Here is a 20,081-nt window from a genome sequence, read left to right as displayed (position 1 = left end):
TTCCCCATAATACCGGGTGGTCGAAAATGTTTTTCCCTTAATTCTATATTAATTATAGGAATTAATTTTGCTATATAACAAAGTAATTATATATAATTTTTTACAGGTCAGCAGCAGCTATTATAGCATCGCCTGTTGTGTCACTCACTTCAGGGTTCTTCTTTCATGGCAGCAGCAGTCCGCGGTCCTGTCTTGTGGCAGTTAGGCAACAATGTTTCCTGCAAAATCATCGTTGCACACTGCATGAAACCCACATCCGGTTTCGCATTATCTTCACTCAAAATTCTGTACATGCAGCGTGCAACATTCAGCATAAAAGGAAATTTTGTAGATATACCGCGCAAGAGTATTTATGCCGCATCTGTCAATGTTGAAAATGGAATCATCAAAAGTGTAGAACCGTTGGAAGATCAGGTAACCAATTACATCCTGCCTGGTTTTACAGACAGTCATGTACATATCGAAAGCAGCATGATCATACCCAGCGAATTTGCCAGGCTGGCCGTTGTGCATGGCACCGTATCCACCATCAGCGATCCCCACGAGATAGCCAATGTGTGCGGTATGCAGGGCGTTGAGTACATGATTAACAATGGCCGCAAAGTACCATTCAAGTTCAATTTTGGTGCACCCAGTTGTGTACCGGCCACATCTTTCGAAACAGCGGGTGCTGCACTCGACAGCAATGATGTAAAAGCACTGCTGGAAAAAGAAGAAATACTTTACCTGAGCGAAATGATGAACTTTCCCGGGGTGTTACACAAAGATGCTGAAGTAATGAAAAAGATTGCAGCAGCGCATGCACTCAACAAACCGGTAGACGGGCATGCACCCGGGCTTCGTGGCGAACAGGCAAGACAGTACATCAATGCCGGCATATCTACAGACCACGAATGTTTTACAGCAGAAGAAGCCTTGGAAAAATTGCAATATGGTATGAAGATATTGATCCGTGAAGGCAGTGCTGCAAAAAACTTTGACGCGCTGGCTGGCCTGCTAAACGATTATCCTGACCACGTGATGTTTTGCAGCGATGATAAACATCCTGACAGCCTTGCGGAAGGTCACATCAATCAGCTTTGTGCCAGGGCCGTGGCAAAAGGCATTGATGTGTACAATGTTCTCAAAGCAGCTTGCATCAACCCGGTTGTACACTATAAATCAAAGGTTGGTTTGTTGCGTGCCGGAGACCCTGCAGATTTTATCGTTATAAAAGACCTCGAATGTTTTGATGTGCTGCAAACGTATATCAACGGACAGCTGGTAGCTGACAACGGCGTCAGTCTTATTACGGGTGTTGATGAAAAAGTGATCAACAATTTTAATTGCAGTAATGTAGTAAAAGAAAGCCTCGCAGTGCGCTGGAATAATAAAGACCAAATCGAAGTAATAGAAGCGCTGGACGGCCAGTTGATCACCAACAGGCTAAATGTAAAACCAATGGTTGCAGATGAATTTATTGTAAGTGATATTGACAACGACATTTTGAAAATGGTTGTGATCAACCGGTACAGCAACGCAACTCCTGCAAAGGCTTTTATTAAAAACTTTGGTTTTAAAAAAGGAGCTGTTGCATCTACGGTGGCACATGACAGCCATAACATTATTGCCGTAGGTGTTGATGACGAAAGTATTGCGAAAGCTGTAAACCTTGTTATTGCCGAACAAGGTGGCGTAAGCTGTGTAAACGGTGCAGATGAGATGGTTATTGGTTTACCGGTCGCCGGGTTAATGAGCCACAAAGACGGGTACGCCGTGGCTGCAGCCTACACAAAAATTGACCAGATGGCAAAGGGTCTGGGCTCACCTTTATCGGCACCTTTTATGACGCTCAGCTTTATGGCGTTGTTGGTTATCCCACACCTCAAACTAAGCGATCAGGGTCTTTTCGACGGCGATCGTTTTTGCTTTGTTTAATTACGCCTGCTTCAGAAGCCTGTTACCAACTGCACAGCGTAAGCAATGACGCCCGTCGCAGTATTCATGCTTTAGTTCCAGCAATGCCTGGGAGTCAAATGCGGTTGTGTTACTTACACCCAACGTTTTCCATTCATGGAGTATACTGTTTGTTTCTGCCGGCAACGCCTGCAAAAAACCGATAGCAGTTTCTTTTACCTCCTGCTTTTTATGGTATAAGCCATAGGCAAACATTACCGGTACAATGGTATTTATGATAAGGTTACTCATCATCGCCTTACCAAGATTTTTTGGTTTATACGTTGTTGGTTCATCAAACGTGTAATGATAATGCCAGTAGTCGTTTGCCGTTGTATTGAAAAGGCTGTACAGTTCTGTGACAGAAGTAACTTCGAGTATTTTTGAAAAAAGGTGTGAGCTTGTGTAGACCAGCGCAGCCAGTTGGGCCAACCGCACCGTAGGAAAGTTTGCCGGCCGCATACGTAAAAAATCAGGCGCTTTGTTTACAGGCGTTAATGCATACTTGGCTGCAAGAAATGTATACTCCCTTTGTAATAAGTTTGGATAGTCTTCCAAAAAAGAACCGTTGAGTAATCCTGATTGACCAAATAACAAACATTCAATCTGTATCAACTGGTTTTTATGTTTCGCGAGTATGTTTAGCGGAATACTTTTAGCAACCTGTTCAAACAACTGCGCATTCACTTTTACGCCGAAATTTCCCGCCAGCAGCCACCAGAAAACCTCTTCCCAATGGTTGCCCGACTCTTTGAACAAATCCAATACTACAGCAGCTTTACGCTGCAGCCTTTCAGCCACCAGCCGCTCTTTCCAGCCAAGCCAGCCAATTGCTGAAAGCAACGGCAGCTCTTTCCGGCAGGGCACAAAACCCTGCGCATGCATTAGTCTTTCGTAATAGTGGAGCATCATTACAGGAACAAGTGGCTCCAGCTCCAGAGTTGCTACAGGCCTTTTACTGTCTCCGGTTAGAGGTACATCATTTTGCCATACCACATGTAAAATAATGTTGCTGTAATTTTTATCGTGCTGGTGCTGATGACTGTACCAGTCAGAAGCTTTGATGTGCAGTTCAATATTACCAACCCATTTAATATTGTCAATCATTATGCTGCCTGCTGAAAAATCAGGGCCCTGGTTCGTGTTTGGAATACCGGGATGCTGAATGTGCAGCAGGCGCCCGTCAGTGCAGCGCAGGTTATCTTTATTAAAATACTGGAACTGCCAGATGAATTGCAGCAATCTTTCATTCATAAAGGTCCAGGGATTTGTTTGTCTGAGCTGCCAAACTAAAATTAAACGCTCAAACAACAAACATTTACCCGGATTAAAGTTTTGCCAGTTCCTGCACCACCCTGCTTACCGGCAAACCCATTACATTATAAAAATCTCCTTCCACGCTTTTGATGCCAACGACACCGATCCATTCCTGTATAGCATAAGCGCCGGCTTTGTCATATGGCTGGTATTTGTCAATATAAAAAGTAATCTGTTCCTGCGTTAGCTGATGGAAGTGGACCGTGGTAATATCTGCAAACGAAATAACGTTCGTTGCTTTCACCAGTACAACACCGGTAATTACCCTGTGTGTATTACCTGATAAGGCAGCAAGAATGGCGATTGCATCAGCCCGGTGTTGCGGCTTGCCGATGATGCGGTTATCCAATACCACCACCGTATCTGCAGCCAGTATGGTTTGCTCCTGCTGTGCAGGCGTAAGTAATGACTGCACAGCTTTTGCCTTGTGTAAAGCAATGTGTACAGGTACTTCTTCAACAGGCATGGAGGCGGGAAAGCTTTCATCTGTTGGCTGTATAACAATATCAAAATGTACTTCGGCCCATTCGAGCAATTGCTTTCTGCGGGGCGATTGTGAGGCTAGTATTATTTTATTCATTGATAAAAAACTAGCTGCAATGTTAGTGCATAAATGGTTTTAACAGGCACAGGTTTTAAGCGGCAGCCGGTCTTCACACAAAGATCAGCCGGTACAAAAAACATGCGTAGGTGCAACCGGAACTGCTGAAAAAAGATATGTAGTACAAGAGTGCGACGCAAGAGGCGATGCCATAAAAGACAACTGCCGGGTACATAAAAAATTACGTGCGGTAAATTCTGAAGAAGATCATGGAGAGAATGCCGGCAAACATTACGAGTTTTATAACAGTGCTCAGGCGATGATAATCATCCGGTTTGTTTGCGCTGAATAATTTCCTGAAAATCCACAACAGCGGTATAATGATCGCAGCAATGCAATATGCCACGCTCCAGTACCAGCCCAGCTGCATGGCATACACCTGCACGATGACCAGCACGGCAATGAGCACCACTAGCCATACACCCACAAAAACCTTGGTAGCATTGATGCCCCATGCAATGGGCATAGTGGTGCACCCGTAACGCCTGTCTCCTTCCACATCTTCCATATCTTTTACCACTTCCCGTATAAGTGAAATAACAAATGCAAAGCCAGCATATAAAAAGGTTTCGCGCAGAATCTTTTCTGCATGCAGCCCGTTCTTTAAATGGATGAGATGATTGTACTCACACCACGCCACTACAAGAATGACCCATGCGGTCAGCAACGAAATAAGCAGGTTGCCTATCAGCAACTTTCTTTTAAATGTGGTGGAATAAACAAACAGTACTGCCACGCAGATGGCATTGGAAAAACCGAGCAGCCATATTTTACTGGTAAAATCTATGTAAAAACCGATGGCAATACCTGCCGCACTTAGCAGAATATGCCAGAGAATGGCCCAGCGCCTTTTAATAACCCTGTCTACCACCAGTTTATCCGGCTTGTTTACCAGGTCAATATTCAGGTCAAAATAATCGTTGATAATGTAACCGGCGGCAGCAATCAGGATAGACGATAATGAGATAAGCACAAAATTGAGTCCATGCACATTGGGCTGCAGCGGGCTTTCACTAAAGATGGGTTTTACAATGCAGTACACAAACAATGCCTGCGTTAAACCTATGAAAACAAGGTTTGGCCAGCGTACCAGACGTGCAAATGCTGTGATCAGTTTCAAACAAAAAGTTTAGTGTGCAAAATAAGCTGGAAGAAATGGAACCACCAGATAAAATTATTGTGCCCTGATATGCGTGTCTATGCTCCAGTGGTTGCGCAGTTTCATCACTTTCTCAATTACATCTCTTACACAACCTTCGCCACCTTTAAAAGGTGAAATATATTTTGAGATACCTTTTACTTCAATCACGGCATCGCAGGGGCAGCAAGGCATTCCAACAACATGCATTACCTCCAGGTCGGGCACATCATCGCCCATAAACAATAGTTGGTTTACCGAAACGTCGTGCAGCTGCATATAATTGTGCAACACGGTGCGTTTGTCTTCCACCCGCATGTATACATCTTTTACACCCAGTTTATTTAACCGCTCCTCTACTTCAGGGGAATTGCCGCCTGAAATAATTACCACGTTGTAACCCTTTTTTATAGCCAGTTGCATGGCGTAGCCATCTTTAATATTCATGCGGCGGGCCATAAGACCGTTGGGCATCACAAGCAGAGTGCCGTCAGTTAAAACGCCGTCAACATCAAAAACAAAAGTGGTAACCGATTGAAAAAGTTCGAGTACGTTCATAATAAGGTTGCAAATGTAAAGCACCTTGCAGCAGTATATCAAATGGATTGTGGTAATTACCCGTTGAATATTTATGAAGCCGGCAGCACCAATAATGGCATCGCCTGTTGCCACGCTCGGTTCGGGGTTCGGTTGTTATGGCGGCTGCAGCGCGTCGGGCGGTCAGGCATCACAAATGTTAACAGCCTGAAAGTCAACCACTGATCAAAGAAGAAAAAATATTTTCAAAAAATAAATAACTAACACTTGTTTGTTCGAAATATTATCCCTTATTTTGATCCCTCATTTACGATCGGTTGCTTGCTCATAACAATTCCCTGCCTGGTTTTCCGGTGGGGACTTTTATTTTAGATAGGTACCCTTGATACTTTCTGTAAACAGCTTATACAAAATTTTCATTTCCGGGTAGTTTTCCAGTTCGTGCAGGTGCCGGTTTATAGTATCGTTGTCATTCCTGATGGCAGGGCCGGTTTGCACTGCCCTGGCCGGGAAGTCTGACAACCGCAGTGCGGTTTCCTGTATCAATGGCACAAGCATATTAAAGGGTACCGCCTCTTTATCGCAGTAGTCATGTGTAACCGCATACAGGTGATTGGTAAAGTTTGATACAAACACCGCCGCAATGTGCAGCCGCAGCCTTTGTTCATCATCAGCCACGGATACATACGGCGAAAAACCCGCAGCAAAAGTCTTCAGCAACTCCAGCGTGTAATCATTCGCGCCATCGACCAGGAAGGGAACAGCAGGCGTATGTAATTTTTCTTTACGGATACTTTGCAGTGGGTACAACACGCCATAATTTGCTGTGCAGCCTTCCAGTATTCTTTTTGATGCCGCACCCGAAGTATGTACCACAATTTTATTGTTAGGTGATAGTTGTTTGGCAACAGCCTGTATGGCATTATCACTAACAGCAATAAGGTAGATATCTGCGGTTGCATCAATTGCAGTTGCATCAACAACCGCTTCAGCTGATAATATACCGGCCACATTTGCCACGCTGCCGGCATTTCTGCCATATACCTGTACAATTGCATGCCCGGCATGATGTATCATCTTACCTAATACAGTTGCTACATTTCCCGAGCCGATTATTACTACCTTCATATCTTTGACGTTTATGCAATTCAGTTTAACACAGCGTATTATTATAAAGCTTTACAGTACAAAGTTCAAAATAATACAAAAGTTTTCACCGCAAAAGGCGGCTGCATCTTTTCTCAAGTTATTCTTTACACCATACCTCACACACCGTAAGGCAGAACGGCCTGCAATTTTTCATAAGGCCGAAAAACTGTCGTTTGACTTTAACGGTTTCAACATAAGAGGCTTCAGGTGGAAAAGCAATGTGCAGGGTGCCCCAACTGTGTTGATTTGCCATGGTATGAATAGTTGTGCTTACCGTTTTGAAAAATACATACAACTCTTAACACAACAGCATTTTACCGTACTTGCTTTTGATGCGCAGGGTCACGGGCAAAGTGAGGGAAAATTTTTAAATGCGGCTGTTTATGGCGATATCATTGTTGAGATAGAAAACCGTTTCGGGCCGTTGGATGGCATTATCGCACATTCGGTTGGCGGCATGGCCACCTCCTTTGCGATGGAAAAGATCAACGATGCTAAAAAAAATGTGGTGCTGATTGCACCTGCAACAGAAACTACCTCTCAACTTGATATTTTTTTCCGCCTGCTAAACCTGCCCCTTAGTTACAGGCTTATGGTGAATGAAGAAATAGAGCGTACACGTGGGCTTCCACCAGCATGGTATTCAACCTCCCGTGCCGTACATCACTTTAAAGCAAACATTCTTTGGATACATGATACAGACGATCTTATATGCCCTTACTCCGATACATTGAAAATACAGGAAGAGGGTTTGCCTTACATTAAATTTGTTACCACCTCGGGTTTAGGACACAATAAAATTTACCGCGATGCAGGCATTCAAAAAATGATCGTAGACTTCTTAAAGCAACAACAGTAACCTTCAAATACGCTTTCTCACTTTATGCAAACCTGCGGTTTTAAAAAAGCTGGTAAGCCAGCCGCAACCAGTGGTTTTTTTTGTGTTTTAAATGATTGAACTAATATTGCACAAAAGTGAAATGGGTGTAAAGCTATTTTTACCCACGCTAAAAACGGACAAACCAGGCTTACTATCCTGGTGTTTTTTAGGGAAACTACACGCAGATATTGCACAATGTTTTAAACGCCGAAATATGCGGACCGCCGGCTGGCGGTAAGGCTGTAAAAGGCTTTGAGCAGTATTATGCAGCCCCGTCTCACAAAAATTAAAGCTAAGCATGGCAAAAAACTTATTGATTGTTGAGTCTCCGGCAAAAGCAAAAACCATTGAAAAAATACTCGGTAAAGATTTTACCGTTAAAAGCAGCTATGGTCATATCCGGGATCTTGAAAAAGATGAAATGGGCATTGATGTTAACAATAATTACCTGCCGCGCTACAAGGTTCCTGATGATAAACAACGCGTAGTTAGTGAACTGAAACAATTATCCAAAAAGCACGACGAGGTTTGGCTGGCAACGGATGAGGACCGCGAAGGAGAAGCTATAAGCTGGCATCTCTGCGAAGTGCTTGGTCTTAATCCCGCAGAAACAAAACGAATCGTTTTCCACGAGATTACAAAGCCTGCAATAAGGGCAGCAGTAAACAATCCGCGCACGGTAGATATGAACCTCGTAAACGCCCAGCAGGCAAGACGCGTGGTAGACCGTATTGTGGGTTTTGAACTTAGCCCTGTACTATGGAGAAAGATGAGCATGGGTTCATCGTTAAGTGCCGGCCGGGTGCAAAGCGTTGCCGTAAGACTTATTGCAGAAAGAGAAAGAGAGATCAATGCTTTTACCTCTACCAGCAACTTTAAAATTGAAGCTGCATTTGCAGCAAATGATATTGCCGGCAGAAACGTAACCTTTAAGGCAGAAGGAACAAGACAACCTGATGCAGCCAACGCAGAAAAGTTTTTAAAGAGCTGTATCGGCGCAAAGTACACAGTAAAAGACATACAGGTAAAGCCTGCGAGAAAATCACCTGCAGCACCTTTTACCACATCCACATTACAGCAGGAAGCCAGCCGCAAACTGGGTTATGGCGTAAGCAAAACAATGTTGCTTGCACAAAAGTTGTATGAAAGCGGTTACATAACATACATGCGTACAGATAGTGTAAACCTTAGCGATACTGCTATACAGGCCGCCAAAGCGCAGATCACCGCTATGTATGGTGATAAGTATGCACAAACCCGCCGCTACAAAAACAAAAATGAAAACGCACAGGAGGCACACGAAGCCATACGCCCTACCTACATGGAAAATACTTCTGTGCCCGAGGACGAACTGAGACGTTTGTATGATCTTATCTGGAAACGCACAATGGCCAGCCAGATGGCTGATGCTGAACTCGAAAAGACCATTGCTAAAATTGATGTATCTTCTAACAAAGCAGAGCTTACCGCACAGGGAGAAGTATTAAAATTCGACGGCTTTCTGAAAGTGTATATGGAAGACCGCGATGACGATGATGTAAACGATGAAGAAGCAGAAGGCGTTTTACCTCCGCTCACCGTTGGCCAGCAACCTGAACTAAAGGAGATGAAAGCAGTAGAACGTTTTACAAGGCCGGCACCAAGATATACAGAAGCATCGCTGGTAAAAAAACTCGAAGAACTTGGCATAGGCAGGCCATCTACCTATGCACCAACGATCTCTACTATTCTCAAAAGAGGTTATGTGGAAAAGCGCGACAAAGAAGGCGTTAAAAGAGATTTCCAGGTGCTGGTACTGGTAAATGATCAGCTGTCTAAATCTATACAACAGGAGAATACCGGTGCAGAAAAATCAAAACTTTTCCCTACCGACCTCGGCCTTGTAGTTACAGATTTTTTAAGCCAGTATTTTAACGATGTAATGGACTATGGCTTTACTGCCCGCATAGAAGAAGAATTTGACGAAATAGCCGGGGGAAAAAAACAATGGACTAAAATGGTAGACGGCTTTTACAAGCCGTTTAAAAAAGATATAGATAACACACTTGAAAATGCAGAGCGTGTAAAGGGCGAGCGTGAGATTGGTACAGACCCTGCAAGTGGTAAAAAAGTAGTGGCCAGGATTGGCCGGTTTGGCCCCATGATACAGATTGGTGATGCAAACGATGAAGAAAAACCGCGCTTTGCCAAACTGCGACCTACACAAAGTATTGAGACCATTACGTACGACGAAGCAATGGAGCTCTTTAAACTGCCGCTTACATTGGGGGAATATGAAGGCAAAGAAGTGTCTGTAAATGCGGGCAGGTTTGGCCCCTATGTAAAATGGGGCGAAGATTTTATTTCACTGCCGCGTGGCGAAGACCCGCTGGATGTAGAGCTTAACAGGGCCATTGCACTCATCACCGAAAAGCAAACAGCCGATGCGCCAATTGCCACGTACGACGGTAAACCGGTTACAAAAGGCAAAGGCCGTTTTGGCCCTTTCATCAAGTGGGACAATCTTTTCATTAATATTCCACGTGCGTACAACTTTGATAAGCTTACACAAAAAGATTGTGAAGACCTGATTGAAAAGAAGCTTGAAAAAGAAAGCAACCGCTACATACAACAGTGGCCCGATGAAAAAATTTCTATTGAGAATGGCCGGTGGGGTCCGTTTATACGCTTCGGCAAAAAAATGCTGAAGATCGGCCGCAAGGCAGATAATGAAAAGTACACAGCAGACGATCTTTCTGCCATTAACATTGATGAAATAAAGAAAATGATAGAGCAGCAGGTACCTGATGCCTTTGTAAAAAAAGCAGCCAAAAAATCTGCCGCCCCAAAGAAAGCAGCTACCAAAAAAGCAGCTACTAAAAAGTCTGCAAAGAAAAAATAAATCACTCCCTTAATGTATAATGCCTGCTGCTGTAGCGGGCATTTTTTATTGGTATACCGACATTGGTTTTTCATGGCATCAACTGTTGTGTCACTCTCTTGTACGTTCCGTTTTTATGGCAACTGCAGTCCGCTGTTTCTCCTGCCACGCTAATGGTATGCCGGTTAACCGCTAACATGGTTCCCGCACGTTGGAAATGCTTTTTTACTGAGCAAGCATGCGTATTGAATTTACGGCGCAAGGCCTTGAAACGTGCGGTGCATAAAGCATACATCATTTTACGATTATGTATATAATACAGCCTGTGCTTCGAAAGCTGTGCACGCCGCAGCCTTGCTGAATAATGTTGCAGGCGTACAAGTGAGTGACACAACAACAGCAATATAGTAGCAATACTGCCGGCCACACCAATAAAAAAGCCCCGGTTGAAACCGGGGCCGGAATTATAATGCACATGAGAAAAAATCTTTACTGCTGGCCACCGGTATTTACACGGTTTTGTTCAGCATCGGCACCGGTAGTACGGCGGCGTGGCGCGGTACCGGTATTTTTGCCAAAACGATACGTAAAGGTTATAATGGCCCTGCGGTTATCCCAGTAACTGTGTATTTGCGTGTAACCCCTGTTCAGATCTGTACTGCCACGAAAACTCATGAGGTAAAACGGGTCTCTGATATTTACACGGATGGATCCTTTGTCTTTTAAAATCTTTTTGCCACCACCTACAGAAAACATACCCATTGGCAGCGAAAGAATGGCGCTGCTCTCCAGGTTTTTTGCCAGGTAAAAACCACTCACTTCTGCGGTCCATCCTTTGTTGAAAGTAAACTGGTTGCTTAAGTTGGCCTGGTAAGAAGTAAGGCCAAGATCGATCGCTTCGCCATCAATAGTGCCTTTGTAATGATTGTTGAATACATTGGCCGAAACACTGATGGACCACCACTTTGCCAGTTTTGCACTATAACTAACGGCCAAACCTATGTTTTTATTGGATGCAATATTTTGCTTGGTTTGAAACGTGGTATAATTTGAATCGCCGGGTTGTTGCGTGGTAATGAGTACATCGTTGATGATGTCTGACACGGTAGTGTAATTTACAGACACATTCAATGCGCCTTTGTAATTGTAGCTTGCCTCTATGTTGTGACTAAATTGCGGCTGCAGGTTCGGGTTTCCTTCACGGTAGGTATAGCGGTCAAGCTGGTACTGAAAGGGGTTCAGATCCTGGTAGCCGGGGCGCTCTATACGCCTGCCGTAAGAAAGACCGAGTGTGTTGTTATCATTTAACTGGTAGCTGAAATACGCTGTAGGAAAGAGTTTGGTATAATTTCTTTTGAAGGCGATATTCTTGGAAAGCTGGTTGCCTTCTGCAATGGTTTGCTCGGCACGCAGGCCCAGTTGCACACCAAATTTCTTTATTTGTTTTTGCAGGTTTATATATGCAGCATTGATGTTTTCTTTATAGATAAAGTGGTTGCTCCTTGTTTCATCATTTACCCATTTATCGTTGTTGCCATCATAAACGGTGTATTGCGCATCGTTGTCTGTTTTTACATAACTCAGTTTAATGCCGGCCTCGAATGTGGCATTTTTTTTCAGCGGCAATTTATAGTCTGATTTTAAACTATAGATATCAATGTTTGCAGGCAGGTAACCATTTAGTAAAAACGGATCTTCTGACAAAGTGTTATCAGGATTATAGAGGTAATTGTAAGAGTATTGTTTACCTTTTGTCCTGTACAAAATATAATCTGCATCTACAGAAACTTCCTGCCCCTTCTCTCCTATTTTCTGCTGCAGGTTCAGGTTTATGCCAATGTTATTCCATGGATCATTTGTTTCTGAAACGGCATCATTGTATTGTACAAACTGTTTTAGGCTGTCATATATATTGGCGCGGCCTGTTGATTTAAATTTACGGCTGTCAAACAAACCATTTACCGCAACACCAAGTGTCGTTTTTTTGCTGGCATAATAATCTGCACCTATTTTAAAGTTGTGCGGGTAGCCGGAAAACCTGCCAAACGTGCTTTGCTCACTGTAGCGGTTAAAAGGCGTATTCCTGTCTGCTCTTAAACTTCTGTTGATGCTGATGTCGTTGAAACCCTCCCAGTAAGAAAAACCATAGTTGGCATAATAATTTGTTTTGCCTTTGCGCCAGTTTACATTAATGTTATTGGTATTCTTAAAATATTTGGCAAAGATGGCACTGGTAGAAAAGTTTCCGTTAAAACCATTGCTGGCATTCTTTTTTGTTTTGATGTTGATGATGCCTGTGTTGCCTGATGCATCATATTTGGCAGATGGCTGAGACATGATCTCTATCTGGTCGAGCTGGCTCGATGACATATTTTTCAGGAAGTTGGTAAGGTCCTGCCCTGATAAGTAAGCCGGTTTGCCATCAATAAAAATTCTCACGCCCTGCTTGCCTTTCAGGCTTATCGCACCATCATTGTTTACAGTTACACCCGGCGATTTTTCCAGCACTTCCATAGCAGATAAGCCGGTGTTCGTTGGCGATGCATCCACATTCACAACTGTCTTATCAATCCTGTTCTCTACTAACGGCCTGCGGGCTGTAACGCTTACGCCACTGAGCACCTGTGCGGATGCAGTAAGCAACATCTCCTCGTGTACATGGCTGTTTTCTGCAGCAACAGGTTTATACAATTTCTCAAAACCAATAGCATCGGCCACCAGCAGGTATTTACCGGCAATTATATTTGCAAACTCAAATGCGCCGTTCTTATCGGTTATTTCCATTTTTACCAATACCGAATCTTTTGCCCGCAACAAAGAAACCGTCACAGCTTCCAGCGCTTTCTTTTCGGCTGTTTGTATGTTGCCCGTAATTTTTACGGGAGATTGTGCCTTTGCAACAAACAAAGCACACAAAAAAACAGTAAGCAGGTATATCTTTTTCATAACAGTGTATGGTTATTGTACGTCCAGTTTCGTAGAGCGAAAATGGTTATAACAAACTGAGGAGAAATGTAAAAATGGGACAAACGGGAGTTTAATAATTTTAAAGGAAACCGCTCATCAACCGGCTGTGATAAACGGAAAATATGCCATGATGAACGACTGCAGCAATACGTAGGTTAACAAAATAATGTTACTGGCATTTGTTCCCTGGTTAAGCATCGTTGCGTCGCATTACGTTCATCGTTCGGATCATGTATGGAGCTGCAGCGATTTGTTTTTCTACAACGCAATAGCTACAATGCAGCGCAAAAAGCAAAGTTGTGCAACCTATACAAAGCCGCATTCTTGCTGCATAGCGCACCAATTGTATAAGTGAGTGACACAACGAAGCACAATAGTAGTATTGCAGCTCAGCCTATAAAAAAGACACACATACGCCTGTCAAGCCAGGGTGTAGCAAGAAGCGTTGAATGACGTCAAAGCAAAATTCTATTTGCTATTGCCTGCCCACAGGTATGTATCATAATCTGTATTGGGTATGTTATGATTAATACCCAACACCCTGCATATGGTAATAATTTGTCCGCGGTGGTAAGAGTTATGGTTGATTGTATGCAGTATAAATTCGTACCTGCTTTTTGTTATGGCCGGAGATGAGACCTTTGCTGCCAGGCCGTCTTCAGTAAGCATGTTAACAACATCAACAATTTGCTGCGAACCTTTTAATAACGCCCCCATAATTTCATCTACGGTACCTGGCTGTAATTGTTCGTCATGGTCATCAATGCCTGCATTGCTGATGACGGCATACCAGAAGTTTTGCGCATTTATCATATGCTGTAATGTGTGTGCAATACTTGCAAAGCTTGACTTGCTTTCTTTGTATAGCAATGTGCTATCCAGCGATCTGAGCCAGCCCGTTAATGTTTGGTTAGCCCAGTGATTGTAGATCGTATAATCCAGTATGGCAGCCTTTATCATCTCTTCGGTATTGTCTGCACAAGATATAAAAAACACTTCTTCGAAAACAAAGACTGTGTAATTACGCATTTGAGGAAAAATGATCGCTGTAGCCGCTATAAAAACGGAACGTACAAGTGAGTGACACAACAGGCGATGCGTAACATTACTACAGCCGGTAACCAAATATTTATAACGCTTACGAAGTTGTGCTTAAAATATTTTACAAATGCTTTGTGCGGTTGTCGCTAAAAGCAAGCAAAGTGGCAAGTATACCGATTATACAAAAGCTGATGACGAGTGGAAGAACAGTTGTCTGCATAAGGTTACTGATAAGTGCACCGAGCGATGCACCGGTAAAGAAAAAAAGTGTGCCATATACTGCAGAGGCTATGCCGGCCATATCGCCCATGGGCTCCATGGCAAGTGCACTGCTGTTTGGTTCAATGGCAATGTTGATACCCAGTAGTAATGCAATAGCGGTAAAACATACCGGCATAGCGGGTGGATTGCTGTAGGTAAGCGTATAAGCCAGCAATAGCAACGCAATAAATGTGTAGCATACCAACAACCATTTGAGAGTGGGCCGTGCACCAAATTTTTTCGAAAGCCGCGAATTGGTAAGCGCACAAAAAGACATTAGTAAACCAATACCTGCAAAAACCCAGGCAAACAGATCTGGTCTTTTGTACAGGCCGCTTACAATATGTTCTGAGCTGGCTACCCACGAACTAAGCGCAGCAAAAAGGAATGTAGTAATAAAAGTATAGCGTAAAAATGTTTTGTTGGTAAGCACCTTTTTTACCGACGCAACAATGCTGCTGCGGTTCAACGCGGTGCGTTTTTCTGTTGGTAATGATTCTTCCAGCCTCAGCGACCATAGAAAAACCACAACGGCAAACATTGGGGGCGTAATAAAGACCATTCTCCACGAAGCTACCGCTGCAATAGCAAGACCGAGGAAAGGTGCAAATACTGGCGTGGAAAGAAAAATGGTCAGGATAAGAGACATAGTGTGCGCCATCTGGTCGCCAACAAACCTGTCCCGTACGCTTGCAATCGTTGTCATGAAAACGGCTGATGCTCCTACACCTGCCACAAACCGGGCAGCAAACATTACAGGCATATTTGGTGCATATGTTGCAGCTACACCGCCTGCTATATACAATGGAAAACCGATGCGTAATATGGCAAGACGGCCATACCTGTCAGACAATATACCAAAGAAGATCTGTGCAATCTGTCCCAGGAAAAAGAAAAGGATAATCTGCGCGGTAGCGGTTGAGTTTTCAGGAAGGTGAAATGATTTTCTTACTTCCCCAAAAACGGGCAACATAATGTCTATACCAAGCGCAGTAAGCATCATAGTACATGCAGAAAGCGCAATAAATTCAGCCTTTTTCATTTTCATACCCGTTCTATGTTGTTTGCCCGTGTTTCAGCGCTCTTCAAATGTATGGCGTATTTGTGCATGCCTAAGGGTGGAATAAGACAATATAAGGTGGTGAATACGACTGCCGGTTTCAATTTAATCAAAAAACAAAACCGGCTGACAGAAGCCGGTTTGTCTGGGTGTTTTATCGTTGTATAACGAGCCTGATCTTTCTGACCTGATCTTCCTGTATAAGTTGTGCAATATAGAATCCGCCGGAAAGCCTGCTAACGTTTACTGTATTGCCTGTAAGGATTTGTGAAATAACCTGCTGCCCGCTGCTGTTGTATATCTTTAAAAAGACGGGTTTGTTATTGTGCAGATCATGCCTGATAGTAACATAATCTCTGGCGGGATTGGGATGAATGAACACTCCTGTGCTGGTTTCGTGCACGGCTGAAACCATACCAGCGCTGAAGCTGGCTTGGGGTAGCGTGTTGCCGGTTATAATCAAACCATAATCTTCTGTTTCGCCGGATGCGTATGAGCCGCAAACAGGTGGTGCGCTACCGTTTTTCATACTTACCCTTATTCTTGTGGTGCCTGCTTTGGCATTGGCAGGTATAGTAAATGATACCGGGAAACTGCCGATACTGGTGGCCGTCGTGCTTACAACCAATTCTCCCGGGTCATTAAAATCGCCATCAATATTAAAGTCAGCCCATACGCGGAAATACTCATTGAAAACAGGCGCAAAATATGATGCACTCAGGCTTCCGCTGACCGTTTCACCAGCTGCGGCTTTGGTAGTGAGATATGTAAAATCTGCATAACCGTTGTTACTGCCTGTGCTGTTATTGATGCCGTCTACAAAATTGCCGAGTTGTACATACGCTATGTAATCGTCTGAAGCATTCAGCGCACCGGTAGTGCAGTAAGGGGTCCCGGCAGTAGTAAACTGTCTTATAGCCTGGTAGCCTGAGGGGCGGCTGTTGCAGACGGTTTCAATGCGGTACTGGTAGGTGGTGCCTGGTGCCAGTCCCGACAGTTTATATTTCAGTTTATCAGTAGAAACCGTAATCCATCGCGGAGAAGACAGTGCCTTGTACTGTATATGATAAACGATTGCACCGGGAGTTTTGCGGTAATTGATTACAGCAGACGATCTTGTTATATTGGTGATGGTTGCTGTATCCGGGCTGTTACAAACACCTGTACCGGAATGATTAAAATAATGCAGTACCGTTGCATACGCGGAGCCAAGCGCATAAACACTGCCATCGCCCGATAAAACGATTGCGGTGCCCCTGCTGGCTGTGGAATCAGATAATGCTGTCCATGCTGGTGTACCATCCGCAGTGTATTTGCGTGTAGCCATGGCAAGTGTGCCTGGGAAGGGTTTGCCACTGGGCTTGTAACCTGTTACGAATAACTCTCCATTGCTGTTACCGGTAAGGTTTGTGGCACCAACATCGTAAGGCGAAGTGTTAACATCTGTTCTACTCCATAGCAACGCACCGGTTGTCATATTGATTTTCATTACCAGCCAGTCTGACGTGAAGCTGCCGCCAAAATAGCCAAGGCCTGAGATACCCAGTTCTCCGGCGCCGGTTTTGCATAACCTGTAGCCTGTTTCGTTATTGGCAAAGTTGTATTTGTAGCGGGCGGTTTGCGCGCCGTTGCTGTTGTATTTTAGTATCAGTATATCGAGGCCGCTGGTGGCGTTTACTTCATTATAGTTTGCTGTAAGTATATAGGCATTTCCTAGGTTATCGGTTTCAACATCCTGCCCGCCGCGTTCAGGCGTTGCAGCGCGCCATTTTTCAACACCGGTGGTATCGAAGCAAACGGTTGCAACATTGCCAAATGCGCCTGCAGATGAACCCGTAAGCAGAACCTGGTTGTTGCCAAGCCGCATAGATAAAAAACCTCCGGGAGAACCGGCTGTGCTTGTCCTGCTCCACACAAGTGCACCCTGTGGATTGAGTTTGAGTAAAATAAAGCCACCCACCGTATTGCCGGCAATAGTGCCCGATGTACCTACATAAAGATTCCCGCCTGTATCTGTCTCACTTCTGAACCTTAGTGCAGAATAGCTTAATGGTATGGTAAGCCCATAAGAGCCTTCAAGTATATATTTCCATAGCAGGTTGCCCTGGGCGTCGTATTTAAGTACAATAAGAGCGTTTGGAAAATTAAATGGCGCCTGGCTACTGTAAGAGTAGCGGTAACCGGTGACGAACACATTATTTTGCGCATCTGTGTTTACCCATGTGGCAGTCTCGTAATTACTTTGTATACCTGAAAAAGATGATCTTTCCCATAGCAGGTTGCCAAACTTGTCAAACTTACGGGTGTAAATCGCAGATGTGACAGCGGCGCCGGTAACAATAACATTGTTATCCTGGTCTTTTGCCAGCATGGTGCCGCTTTTGAGATAGCTGTCTGCAGTGCGTAGCCAGTCGAGTGAGTAATTTTGTGCGGTTGCACAGGTAACGATAACCAACATCAATAGCAGTTGTAAAATCTTTCTCATGATCTTTGTTTTGGTTGTGCAGTTTCGGTTTATACGTGCTGGTGTCGTAATAACATACAGGATGTCTGTTATGTAAAAATTGCTGGCAGAAGTTCTTCCGGGTATAGGTCTCTGTAAAGATGCAAACCGTAACCGGTATGCGGTTGTTTTTTGCAATTACTTCTTTGCAGATATTTAAAATGAAAAGTTATGATGCTCCCGGTGCTTTAAACAGTGCTGCTGTGTACGATTACATAAACCGCAGTTTTTCTTCTTCAATATCTATCTGGTATAGGTGCCTGCGTATGATATCTTCATCCACGTCATCATTGGTATCATTTTTATTCAGCAACCATTTACGTTGCTGGTTCAACAGGTCCAGGTAGATCGCTTTACTTTCTTCAGAAAGAATTATTTCTGCACCATCCAGCAACTTGCTTTCCCACTTTTCTGCCATTTGCTTTAGTAGTATATGACTGTTAAGATGCTCTGCATAATGCGTGTTGAGGTATTGCAAAGCATGGCGGGATAATTCTTTTTTCAACAATTCATTGGCCTGTTCTTCGGGAAGGTAGTCATCATAATCAGGTAGCTTTATTTTCTTAATGAGATACGGCAGGGTAAGCCCCTGCAGCAGCAGCGTGGTAAGTATAACAATGAACGTAATAAAGAGGATCAGGTTGCGATGCGGAAATGGCGTGCCCGCTTCGTCTGTTACAGTTGGTATAGACAATGCTGCAGCAAGCGATACCACGCCACGCATACCCGTCCATCCTAAAAGTACCGGTGCTTTAAAGCCCGGGTTGCCATCCGCAACTTTAATGAAATTGCGCGCAATCAGCGTGGTTATAACAGCACCGTAAGCAGCAAGAATTCTACCCGCAATCAATACACCTGTTACCAGTAAACCATATCCAATGGCATCCCTGAAACTTATGCCTTCTGCTTTCAGTCCTTCAGTAATTTCAGGCAGGTCAAGCCCGATCAGCATAAAGACCAGGCCATTTAAAACAAACACCAGGCTTTCCCACACATTTACACCCCGCAACCTTGAGGAGCTTCTTAGAAATGAATGTTGTTTGTGCGATAAATACAGTCCCCCGCTAACCACTGCAAGTACACCTGAGCTGTGTGCTTCTTCCGCCACAATGTACATTACGTATGGTGTTACAAGCGTAAGTATAACGTCCATATATACATCGGTTGGCAAGCGCTTATGAAATTTCATAAACAGGTAACCTATAAGCAAACCGATCAGTACACCACCAATAACCATCCATCCAAAACTCAGTGCTGCATTGTACCATACAAACTGGCCCGTCGTTACTGCAATGGCGGCAAACCTGAAGATGATCAGCGATGATGCATCGTTCAATAAACTTTCTCCTTCCAGTATAGAAGACATCCTTTTTGGTACAGTAACAAATTTCAGAATAGCACCAGCACTCACAGCGTCAGGCGGCGAAACAATACCACCCAGCAAAAATCCAAGTGCCAGCGAAAAACCGGGAATGAAAGCGTTGGCCACCACCGCAACAGATAAAGCCGTAAGAAAAACCACCACAAACGCAAAACTGCCGATAATGCGCCGCCAGCGCCACAGCTCCTTCCACGATATTACCCAGGCAGCTTCATATAACAGCGGTGGTAAAAAAATGATAAAGATGAGCTCATGGTCTATGTGTATTACCGGAACCGCCGGTATAAAACTGATCAGCAGCCCGGCAATAACCAGCAAAATGGGATATGCAACCCGTATTTTTTTTGCAAGCATGATCAGCAATACAATCGCCACAATCAATGCCAGGTAAAAGGAGAAACGTTCAATCATTTAAGCTGTAGTTTATTCAATGCTTAAAGATATTCTTTAT

13 protein-coding genes are annotated in these 20,081 nt (G+C 44.0%); 3 read left to right on the top strand and 10 right to left on the bottom strand.

What is annotated here, in order from left to right:
* Nucleotides 1-243: 243 nt before the first annotated feature.
* A complete protein-coding gene (gene ade, locus I5907_RS14880; protein ID WP_231402122.1) occupies nt 244-1,917 on the top strand; it encodes an adenine deaminase in 1,674 nt (557 codons plus the stop codon).
* Here ade and I5907_RS14875 read toward each other — a convergent pair whose 3' ends face one another.
* From I5907_RS14875 to I5907_RS14855, 5 genes are all read right to left on the bottom strand, one after another.
* The gene (locus I5907_RS14875; RefSeq protein ID WP_196991603.1) at nt 1,918-3,189 is read right to left on the bottom strand and encodes a DUF2851 family protein; all 1,272 of its coding nucleotides are present in this window, start codon (nt 3,187-3,189) and stop codon (nt 1,918-1,920) included. It abuts the gene before it with no gap.
* A 73-nt stretch (nt 3,190-3,262) separates the two neighbouring features.
* On the bottom strand, nt 3,263-3,832 hold the full coding sequence (locus I5907_RS14870) for a Maf family nucleotide pyrophosphatase (RefSeq protein ID WP_196991602.1): 570 nt from the start codon (nt 3,830-3,832) through the stop codon (nt 3,263-3,265).
* A gap of 202 nt (nt 3,833-4,034) precedes the next feature.
* The gene (locus I5907_RS14865; RefSeq protein ID WP_196991601.1) at nt 4,035-4,973 is read right to left on the bottom strand and encodes a geranylgeranylglycerol-phosphate geranylgeranyltransferase; all 939 of its coding nucleotides are present in this window, start codon (nt 4,971-4,973) and stop codon (nt 4,035-4,037) included.
* Between the two features lie 54 nt (nt 4,974-5,027).
* A complete protein-coding gene (locus I5907_RS14860; protein ID WP_196991600.1) occupies nt 5,028-5,549 on the bottom strand; it encodes a KdsC family phosphatase in 522 nt (173 codons plus the stop codon).
* Nucleotides 5,550-5,891: 342 nt separating this feature from the next.
* Nucleotides 5,892-6,656 (bottom strand): Rossmann-like and DUF2520 domain-containing protein, encoded by a 765-nt coding sequence (locus tag I5907_RS14855; RefSeq protein ID WP_196991599.1) that lies wholly within the window; start codon nt 6,654-6,656, stop codon nt 5,892-5,894.
* A 13-nt stretch (nt 6,657-6,669) separates the two neighbouring features.
* On the opposite strand from I5907_RS14855, the gene I5907_RS14850 reads away from it, so the two are divergent.
* Both I5907_RS14850 and topA read left to right on the top strand, forming a co-directional pair.
* Nucleotides 6,670-7,536: an alpha/beta hydrolase gene (locus I5907_RS14850; RefSeq protein ID WP_196991598.1), complete on the top strand. Its 867-nt coding sequence runs from the start codon at nt 6,670-6,672 to the stop codon at nt 7,534-7,536.
* Between the two features lie 319 nt (nt 7,537-7,855).
* Entirely contained in the window at nt 7,856-10,438 is a 2,583-nt protein-coding gene (gene topA, locus I5907_RS14845; protein ID WP_196991597.1) for a type I DNA topoisomerase, read from the top strand.
* A 468-nt stretch (nt 10,439-10,906) separates the two neighbouring features.
* Here topA and I5907_RS14840 read toward each other — a convergent pair whose 3' ends face one another.
* The 5 genes from I5907_RS14840 to I5907_RS14820 all read right to left on the bottom strand — a co-directional run bounded on the left by I5907_RS14840 (nt 10,907) and on the right by I5907_RS14820 (nt 20,041).
* Nucleotides 10,907-13,363, bottom strand: a complete 2,457-nt coding sequence (locus I5907_RS14840; protein ID WP_196991596.1) for a TonB-dependent receptor — start codon at nt 13,361-13,363, stop codon at nt 10,907-10,909.
* A gap of 489 nt (nt 13,364-13,852) precedes the next feature.
* Entirely contained in the window at nt 13,853-14,413 is a 561-nt protein-coding gene (locus I5907_RS14835) for a DinB family protein (RefSeq protein WP_196991595.1), read from the bottom strand.
* 133 nt (nt 14,414-14,546) lie between these two features.
* On the bottom strand, nt 14,547-15,734 hold the full coding sequence (locus tag I5907_RS14830) for an MFS transporter (RefSeq protein ID WP_231402121.1): 1,188 nt from the start codon (nt 15,732-15,734) through the stop codon (nt 14,547-14,549).
* A gap of 166 nt (nt 15,735-15,900) precedes the next feature.
* Nucleotides 15,901-18,231: a T9SS type A sorting domain-containing protein gene (locus I5907_RS14825; RefSeq protein ID WP_196991594.1), complete on the bottom strand. Its 2,331-nt coding sequence runs from the start codon at nt 18,229-18,231 to the stop codon at nt 15,901-15,903.
* Nucleotides 18,232-18,460: 229 nt separating this feature from the next.
* Nucleotides 18,461-20,041: a Na+/H+ antiporter gene (locus I5907_RS14820; RefSeq protein ID WP_196991593.1), complete on the bottom strand. Its 1,581-nt coding sequence runs from the start codon at nt 20,039-20,041 to the stop codon at nt 18,461-18,463.
* Nucleotides 20,042-20,081 lie beyond the last annotated feature (40 nt).

It is taken from the genome of Panacibacter microcysteis, assembly GCF_015831355.1.
GTDB classification, from domain to species: Bacteria; Bacteroidota; Bacteroidia; order Chitinophagales; family Chitinophagaceae; genus Panacibacter; species Panacibacter microcysteis.
Note: the sequence above shows the minus strand (reverse complement) of the source record. Positions and strands in the feature narration are given on the sequence as shown.